The sequence below is a fragment of the Synechococcus sp. R3-13 genome, assembly GCF_047462195.1.
GTDB lineage: Bacteria > Cyanobacteriota > Cyanobacteriia > Thermostichales > Thermostichaceae > Thermostichus.
The window spans coordinates 1-8,422 of sequence record NZ_JANSIO010000063.1 but is presented as its reverse complement, the minus strand read 5'-3'; the positions used below and the strand labels follow the sequence as shown (position 1 = coordinate 8,422).

8 protein-coding genes are annotated in these 8,422 nt (G+C 60.2%); 3 read left to right on the top strand and 5 right to left on the bottom strand.

Annotated elements, in window-relative coordinates; all coding sequences use genetic code 11:
* Nucleotides 1-44: 44 nt before the first annotated feature.
* From NW856_RS02070 to NW856_RS02050, 5 genes are all read right to left on the bottom strand, one after another.
* Complete coding sequence (locus NW856_RS02070; RefSeq protein ID WP_011432626.1) at nucleotides 45-1,409, bottom strand: gluconeogenesis factor YvcK family protein; 1,365 nt, start codon at nucleotides 1,407-1,409, stop codon at nucleotides 45-47.
* A complete protein-coding gene (gene rapZ / locus NW856_RS02065) occupies nucleotides 1,402-2,385 on the bottom strand; it encodes an RNase adapter RapZ (protein ID WP_414398850.1) in 984 nt (327 codons plus the stop codon). The genes NW856_RS02070 and rapZ overlap by 8 nt, the downstream gene beginning before the upstream one ends.
* Before the next feature lie 102 nt (nucleotides 2,386-2,487).
* Nucleotides 2,488-3,192, bottom strand: coding sequence for an endonuclease III (gene nth / locus NW856_RS02060; RefSeq protein ID WP_414329011.1), 705 nt, complete (start codon nucleotides 3,190-3,192; stop codon nucleotides 2,488-2,490).
* Between the two features lie 6 nt (nucleotides 3,193-3,198).
* Complete coding sequence (gene rseP, locus NW856_RS02055) at nucleotides 3,199-4,296, bottom strand: RIP metalloprotease RseP (protein ID WP_414398848.1); 1,098 nt, start codon at nucleotides 4,294-4,296, stop codon at nucleotides 3,199-3,201.
* 132 nt (nucleotides 4,297-4,428) lie between these two features.
* Nucleotides 4,429-4,671, bottom strand: a complete 243-nt coding sequence (locus tag NW856_RS02050; RefSeq protein ID WP_011432622.1) for a NifU family protein — start codon at nucleotides 4,669-4,671, stop codon at nucleotides 4,429-4,431.
* 217 nt (nucleotides 4,672-4,888) lie between these two features.
* On the opposite strand from NW856_RS02050, the gene NW856_RS02045 reads away from it, so the two are divergent.
* The 3 genes from NW856_RS02045 to NW856_RS02035 form a co-directional block, all read left to right on the top strand.
* Nucleotides 4,889-6,022 (top strand): PIN/TRAM domain-containing protein, encoded by a 1,134-nt coding sequence (locus tag NW856_RS02045; protein ID WP_414398846.1) that lies wholly within the window; start codon nucleotides 4,889-4,891, stop codon nucleotides 6,020-6,022.
* A 68-nt stretch (nucleotides 6,023-6,090) separates the two neighbouring features.
* A complete protein-coding gene (locus NW856_RS02040) occupies nucleotides 6,091-7,812 on the top strand; it encodes a sensor histidine kinase (protein ID WP_414398844.1) in 1,722 nt (573 codons plus the stop codon).
* A gap of 75 nt (nucleotides 7,813-7,887) precedes the next feature.
* The coding region (locus NW856_RS02035) for a ribosomal RNA small subunit methyltransferase A (protein ID WP_414398843.1) at nucleotides 7,888-8,422 on the top strand (535 nt) is incomplete at its 3' end.

The following is an 8,422-nucleotide window of genomic DNA, read 5'->3' as shown; positions in this document are numbered from 1 at the left end:
TCAGGAGAGTTCAGCGTGAATGTATCAGGACATCCTGGGCAAAGCTAGAGGGGGCGATGTCTGTCGAACCAGCGCATCAGCATTGCAGCCAAGCGTTCGGGGTTGTGGCGCACTAAGCCGGTCTCTGGATCCTCTTGCATGACGTTAGCCAAAACGGCGCGGCAGCCCAGGTAAGCCAGTTTGTCGGGATCCAACACCACAAACTCAGAACCGCTGCGGCGGTAATGCTCCAAAGCACGTGGGGAGGGTGGCTCCCGCTGCACCAGCACGCCGTCAAATAGGCGCACTCCTGCCACCCGATCCAAAGCCATGACGTGATCCCCAACGGTATAGCCGTCGGTTTCCCCCGGCTCGGTCATGATGTTGCAGACGTAGATGTGGGGGGCCATATTTTTGGCCAGAGCTTCCACAATTTCCGGTACCAACAGGTTAGGGATGATGCTGGTGTAGAGGCTACCCGGCCCCAGCACCACAAACTCTGCCGCCTCAATAGCCTCGATGACTTCCGGTAGGGCGGGAGGGTTGGGGGGGTCACAGCCGATTCGGCAAATGCGTCCTCCGGCTTTGGCAATGTTGGACTCTCCCACCACGCGGCGGCCATCGCTCAGCTCCGCCCAGAGGGTAACATCCGCCAGGGTGGCCGGCAGCACCCGCCCCTGAATGGCCAAGACTTGCGAGGTGGCAGTGATGGCCCGAATCAAGTCGCCGCCGGTTACCGCGGTGAGGGCAGTGATGAACAAATTGCCGAAGCTGTGGCCGCTCAGCCCTTCCCCCGACTGGAAGCGATATTGAAACAGCTCGGTGAGCAGCTTTTCCTCGTTGGCCAGAGCAGTCAGACAGTTGCGGATATCGCCGGGGGGCAAAACGCCGATCTCCCGCCGCAGACGCCCTGAGGATCCCCCGTCATCGGCCACCGTGACAATGGCTGTGATGTTGGAGCTGTAGCGCTTCAGACCCCGCAGCAGGTTGGAGAGGCCGGTGCCGCCCCCCAGTACCACAATGCGGGGACCACGGCTGAGACGCCGCCGCGACAACAGCTTATCCACCAGCGCTTCATCTCCCTCGGGGATCAGCACATCCTCGATGGAGCGCATGGCGCTGCGAAACCCCAGCACCACCATCACCAGCCCGATCCCGGTCACCAGGGGGCCACTGATGTTGTTCGGGATCCAAGTGGTGATCAGGCGCAGGGTGATGTCGATCAGCCGCTTCAGGCGAAAGATGGGGGTCAACTCCGTCCAGATGGCAATGCCCAGCACCATCAGCAGCACGCCCCCAACTGCCAGGCTCAGCCAGCGTTTAACGGCTAAACCGGGAAAGAGCCATTTCCAGCCACTTCCCGGCCAAGCAGCCTTGCGGCGGCGAATGCCCCAAGCGGCGGACTTGTTGCTGGGCACAGGCTTAGGCATGGGAAGGTGCAGGAACGCCGGCCAAGGGGATCCTAACCTGTTGCTGGGCAACGCCGGCTTCGCCGGGCGCCGGGCCAAAGCGGGCTTCCAGCTCCCGCTGAGAGTCGAGCAGATGGCGATGCTGAACCTGAACATTCAGGTCGGGAAGAACGTGGTTGCCGGCAGGGACAGTCCAAGGCTGCAAATCCTGGGCCAGGCGCTCCACCAGGGCCACCGAGCGGTGCTGACCGCCGGTACAGCCGATAGCCAAAGTCAGGTGGGGGCGACGCTCTGCGCGGTAGTGGGGCCAAAACGCTTTGATCAGGGACAAGATGTGCTGGTAGGTGGATTGTGTGATGGGATCCGCAAACAAGAACTCCTGCAGCAGGGGATCCTGCCCAGTGAGGCGACGCAGATGGGGCTGAAAGAAGGGGTTGGGCAAAAAACGCACATCGAACAGCAAGTTGGCATCGGGGGGAACGCCGTATTTGAAACCGAAGCTGACCAGCCTTAGGTTGAGGGGCTGGGGGATCCCTTGCACCAAAGCTTGCAATTGCTGCCGCAGTTGCTGGGCATTGAGGTCGGAGGTATCCAACCAGTGGGTGCAGCGTTCCCGCACCGGGGCCAGAGCCAGACGCTCTTGCTCAATGGCCTCCCACAAACCGGCAGCTTCCCCGTAGGGATGGGGACGGCGGTGGGCGCTGAGACGGTTGAGCAACACTGGGGAGCGGGCCTCCAAGAATAGGAAAGGGATCCCTTGCGATTGCACCCAAGCAGCCAGGGTGGGAACTTGATCCCGGTACTCCTGGGCGTGGAGATTCAAGCTGATGGCCAAAGCAGCGTGATGGGTCCGCATCGCCTCAACCAAGGGGATCACCTGGGCAGGCGGGATCCCTTCTAGGCCGGTGTACCCCAGTTGTTCCAACTGCTGGATGGCCAAAGTTTTCCCGGATCCCGTCAGGCCGGCAATGACCAGAACGGGGGGCGCGACTGACATGGGTTTATCCTGCATGGAGCTTATTCTAGGGCGAGGGGCGGCCAAAACAAGCGCCGGAAGAATGGGGGGCTCAGCCACGCGGGGCGCCTAGAAACCATCATCTCAGGCCGGCGAGGCTTTTGTAGCTTTTTTATCCGTTTTCTCGGCCGGTGCAGCCGATCCCAGAAGAGGAGCGCTGGGGCAGAGATCCGCCAAAAAACATTGCTGGCACAGAGGCCTGCGGGCAGTGCAGATGGCCCGCCCGTGGTCGATCAGACGGATAGACCAGTTCTCCCAATCCGCCTGCGGCAACAACTGCATCAGATCCTTTTCGATGCGCACGGGATCCTCATGCTCGGTAAGGCCGAGGCGGCGGCTGAGGCGCTTGACATGGGTATCGACGGTAACCCCGGCATGGATGCCAAAAGCATGGGCCAGCACCACATTGGCCGTCTTACGGGCCACACCGGGTAGGGTGAGCAGCTCCGGCATGGTGCGGGGCACTTGACCACCGAAATCGCTCAAGATCTTGCGGCAGGCTTCCTGAATGTGTTTGGCCTTGTTGCGATAGAAGCCGGTGGAATGGATGAGAGCCTCGATCTCCTCTCGCGGCGCTGTCGCCAGGGCCTGGGCATCCGGGAAGCGACGAAACAGCTCCGGCGTCACCTGATTCACCCGCTCATCCGTACACTGAGCGGAGAGGATGGTTGCCACCAAAAGTTGCAGCGGCGTCTGGTAGTGGAGGGCACAGGTGGAGTTGGGGTAGTGGCGCTTCAGCCGAAGCAGGATCTCCAAAGCTCGCTGGCGCAGGGCCCGTTTGCTGGCCATCTTCCCCTAGCCCGACCCGGTGACAATGGCGAGGGTGTCTTTGAAGAGCAGCACCACCCCCAATCCCAGCAACAACACCAAGCCCGTCTGCATCACCCGCTCCTCCAGATGCTTGGGCAGCCGTTTGCCGCGAATCGCCTCCAGGATCAAAAAGGCAATGTGTCCCCCGTCCAAGGCGGGCAAGGGCAACAGGTTGAGAAAGGCCAGATTAATGCTGATCAAAGCGGTGAAATTAAACAAGCTGGCAGCGTCATCGCGGGCCAGATCCGCCCCAATCTTGACGATCCCCACCGGGCCGGAGACCTGAGCAGCCGTGCTTTGGAAATTCTGCAGCAACTGCCGCAAGCCGTTCAGATTGAGCATCACCACCCGCTGGTAGGCATTTCCCGCCTCCGTGAGGATCTCAGCCACACTCTGAGGGGGACGCAAGGTCACCTCCTGGTGGGGGGCCAAGGTCACTCCAATGGCCACCGTCTCTCCCCGCACCTCTGGGATCACCGTCAATTGCAGGGGATCCCCTTCCCCACGCTGCACCTCCAGGGGAATGGGCCGGTTCTCGCTGCTGCGGATCAGCACCTGAAAATCGTTCAGAGCTGCCAAGGCCGCCGTCTCGTCGGCAATCCCCCTGTAATCGCGATCGGCTGCCTGCAACACCACATCCCCTGCCTCCAGGCCAGCTCGCTCCGCCGGGCTATCGGGCATCACCTGAGGGATGAGAATGCCGGGATGGATGCGCGTTACCGAGGGGATCCCCACCGAGGCGAACATCAACACCAGCACCAGATAGGCGAAGATCAGGTTGGCCATCACCCCTGCACTCATCACCACCAGGCGATCCAGCACGGGGCGGTTTTTCAGCAGATCCGGGTCGTCGGGGGGGTAGGGAGAATGTTCATCCTCGTCAGGAAAGCCCACGTAGCCCCCCAGCGGCAGGGCGCGAATGGCGTACTCTGTCTCCCTGCCCTGGTATCGCCACAGCACCAGCCCAAACCCCAGCGAGAAGCGGTTGACATGGATCCCTTGGAGTTTGGCTGCCGCAAAGTGCCCTGCCTCATGCACCAGGATCAGCAGGGCGAGAATGGCGATGGAGAGGAGAACAGACATGCGCTAGCTCTGAAGAAGGCACAGAAGAAAGAAATGGGGAGCAGAGAGCCACCCGAGGCTATTTATCAAGGCACAGAATCCAACACATGATAAAGAACCCTAAAGGAATCTCACAAAAACCTACAGGGCCCCTCAGAATACCTGCTCCACCTCCAAAATATCGGGAATGCTCTCCCGCAACTTGCGCTCAATGCCCATCTTTAGAGTCATGGTCGAGCTGGGGCAGGCTCCACAGGCCCCCTGCAAGCGCAGCTTGACCACCGGGCCATCGATTTCCACCAATTCCACATTGCCCCCATCGGCCATCAAGTAAGGACGCAGCTCGTTCAGGACTTTCTCGACGTTCTCGGTATTGAGTTCCAGTGCTTGTGCCATGGTTGCTTTTAGCCTCGTTGAGATTTGGATTGTAGCGGTTTATCCACAGATCCCTCAAGCTGGCAAGGGATCGCTATGATTTCAGCATAGTCTGAATCCTTCTGGGGGAGGGCTGGCTTGGTTGTCCGGATCCCTCCAACGCCAGACGACTAGAATAGGAAGCAGATTTGCCTATTCCCAGCAGCATCACCCACTCAGCAGGGCCGTCTTTTTCCTTATGCTAGACGCTTTACTGGTCATGATCTTCATGTTGGCGGGAGCTGGCCTCGGGTTTTATGGCCTGGATCTGCTCCCTCCTGCCGCCATTCAGGGGGCCAATGTGGAAGGAGCCCGTGTCGTCACCAGCGGCTTTGGCCTGCTGGCAGGACTGGCTCTGGGATCCCTGGTGCGCTGGAGCTACCGTCGCTTCGAGGCCAATGTGCGCTCCCTGCCGCCGGACGTGTTGATCAGCCGCTCGGTGGGGTTGGTGATCGGCTTGGTGATTGCCAATCTGGCCATGGCTCCTGTCTACTTGCTGCCCCTGCCCCCCCAACTCAATAGGTTCCTCGAGCCGCTGGCTTCGGTCTTTTTCAGCTTGGCCTTTGCTTACCTGGGGGTCAGCCTGGCCGATACCCACGGCCCCTCGCTGCTGCGGCTGTTTAACCCCAACTATGCTTTACAAGCAGCCCTCTGGGCGGAGGGCAATGTGGTGGCTGCCAGCGCCAAGGTTTTGGACACCAGCTCCATCATCGATGGCCGAGTGGCCCAGTTGATCGAGACGGGCTTCTTGGAAGGAACCCTGGTGGTTCCTCGCTTTGTGCTGACGGAATTGCAAACCATCGCCGACAAGGCCGATGCCCAAAAACGAGAGCGGGGCCGCAAAGGTTTGGATACGCTGCAGGCTCTACGAGAAGCCTACCCCGATCGTTTCGTCATTCACGAAGCCAACTATCCAGATCTGACCACTGTCGATGAAAAGCTGGTGCGCCTCACCCAAACCGTGGGGGGAACGCTGCTCACCACCGATTACAACCTGAAGAAGGTGGCGGCTCTGCAGGGGGTCAAGGTGCTGAATGTGAATGAGTTGGCCGAGGCGCTGCGGCCTCTCTACGTTGCCGGCGATAGCTTTGATATCAAGATCACCCGCGAAGGAAAAGAGCCAGGTCAAGGGGTGGGCTACTTGGAAGACGGCACCATGGTGGTGGTGGAAGAAGGGCAGCACTCTGTGGGCAAAACCCGCTCTGTAGTTGTGACCAGCGCCATTCAAACCTCAGCAGGCCGCATGATCTTCGCCCGCCTCAACAAGGATCCTGCCCCACTAACCCGCCCGGCCTCTGATCCGGCCAGCCCGGCTTCCTCTGGAAAAACCTGAGTTTTGGCCTACGTTCCCCTAGCGCAATGGTGGTCTCCTCCCCCATGGGTGTGCTCCGACCCACTCCGATGTTCTACACGCAGGATCGCCAGAGGCGCTTCTGGAGTTTTTACTGGGAAGATGCCGAGAAGTACGGCATCCACCCTCAGCACATCGTGAGCGGACAGCAAATCTGGGAGGTGACCAACGCCGGGGAGTATGAGGCTAAGCTCAACCAGGTGTTTGCAAGCGGGGATCCCCTCTCCTACGAATGTCAGGTGCTCTCGCCCCGCTACAAGTTGCATCTGCATCTTTCTCTCAACCCTGTACGGGACATGGAAGGGGAGGTGGTGGCGGTTGCGGCAGTGGGCAAGTTGCTGGGGGCTACGCCTTTTGCGTTGGCCGGAGGAGCCAGCAGCCCCAACAGCCAGCCCCATCCTGTCCTGGCCGACCCGGTACAGGGGATCACGACGCAGTTGGTGCGCAACATCCGGCATTCCCTAGATATCCGGCAACTGTGCCAGCAGACCGTGGAGCAGTTGGGGCAACTGTTTGAGGTAGATCGCTGCCTGATGGCCCTCTACGAGGTGGGGCAAGACTCCCTCACGGTCAATGCCGAGTACCGCCGCCATCCTGGGGATCCCTCCCTGCTCCACCAGACCCTGAAGCTGGCAGATTACCCCCATTTGTTGCAGGCCCTCAGACAGGAAGAACCGGTGGAGGCGGGGCGACATCTGGCCATTGCCATGTCTTACCAGGGCTACGCCAACAGCCTGCTCTGGCTGGAAATGCTGGATCCGAACAGGGTTCCTGTTTGGCAGCCAAGCCACATTCAGGTACTCCAGAGCATTGCCACCTACCTGGGCGCAGCCATTGCCCACGCCATTTTGCTGGATCAAAGTCGCCAACTGGCAACCCGCTTGCAGTTAGCCAACCAAACTCTGCGTCAGAAAAATAAGGAGCTGGAGCAGGCCCGTGCCCAAGCGGAATCGGCCAACCAACTCAAAAGCCAATTCTTGGCTAACACCTCCCACGAGCTGCGCACCCCTCTCAACGGGATCATCGGCTTTATCAAGCTGGTGCTGGACGGGATGGCCGAAAACCGCGAAGAGGAGCTGGACTTTTTGCAAGAGGCCTATCGCTCTGCCCTGCACCTGCTGGCCCTAATCAACGATGTGCTGGATATCGCCAAGATCGAGGCGGGCAAAATGCAGTTGGAGTTCCAGCCCTGCGACCTGCGAGCTTTGTTTAAGGATGTGGAGGCCAAGACTAGCCTGCAGGCCAGCCAAAAGGGCCTACAACTGAGCTTCCACCTGCCCAACACCTCGGATCAGATTTTGCTCTTGGGCGATTACCAACGCCTGTTGCAGGTCATGCTCAATTTGGTGGGGAATGCCATCAAGTTTACCCCCAAAGGCTCAGTAACCGTGCGGGCGGATATCCTGCCCGGCAACCCGGGTTTGGCCCGCATCCGCGTCATCGACACCGGGATCGGGGTATCGCTGGAAAAGCAGCAAAAACTGTTTCAGGCCTTCACACAGGTGGATGGTTCCACCACCCGCCAATATGGGGGGACGGGCTTGGGCCTGGCCATCAGCCAACGCCTGGTGGAGGCGATGGGAGGGGAGATCAATTTCTACAGCCTGGGCGAAGGGCTGGGATCCACCGTCACCTTTACGGTGCCCCTCTACCGCAAGCCGCTCCTGAGCGGGGATCCGAACCCAGAGGCGCTCCCTGCTCAACCCGCCCGAGATAGACCTGAGGATGCGGATCCCACCTTGATTTCTGTTCCCAACTCAGTCCAGCGATGACCCACCCGGCCATTTCTCCTTCAACCGCTCTGGGTACCTCTCGGTTGCGGCGCAGCACTGCGCGAACATTCCCCCATGCCCTATCCTCGTAAACGGTTTGGTCAGCATTGGCTCAAGGATCCCGCTGTTCACGAGGCGATTGTGCGGGCTGCCCAGTTGAATGATCTGGAGAGAGGGGCGGATCCCACTTGGGTGCTGGAGATCGGCCCCGGCACCGGCCAACTGACGCGGCGATTGCTGGCCCAGGGTGTCCAGGTAGTGGCGGTGGAGATCGACCGGGATCTGTGCCGACTGCTGCAAAAACGGTTCGCCGGCCAACCCCGTTTTCACCTGCTGGAGGGAGATTTTCTCCGCCTGCCGCTGCCTCCTCAACCCCGCCTGCTGGTGGCCAATATCCCCTACAACCTGACCGGCCCCATTTTGGAAAAGGTGCTCGGATCCCCAGCCCAGCCAGTTCGGCAGTTCGAGCGCATTGTCCTTCTGGTGCAAAAAGAGCTGGCCGAGCGCTTGCAGGCCGGCCCCGGCAGCAAAGCCTATGGTGCTCTGAGCCTGCGGACGCAGTATTTGGCCGATTGCGAGCTGATCTGCAGGGTGCCCCCCACCGCTTTCA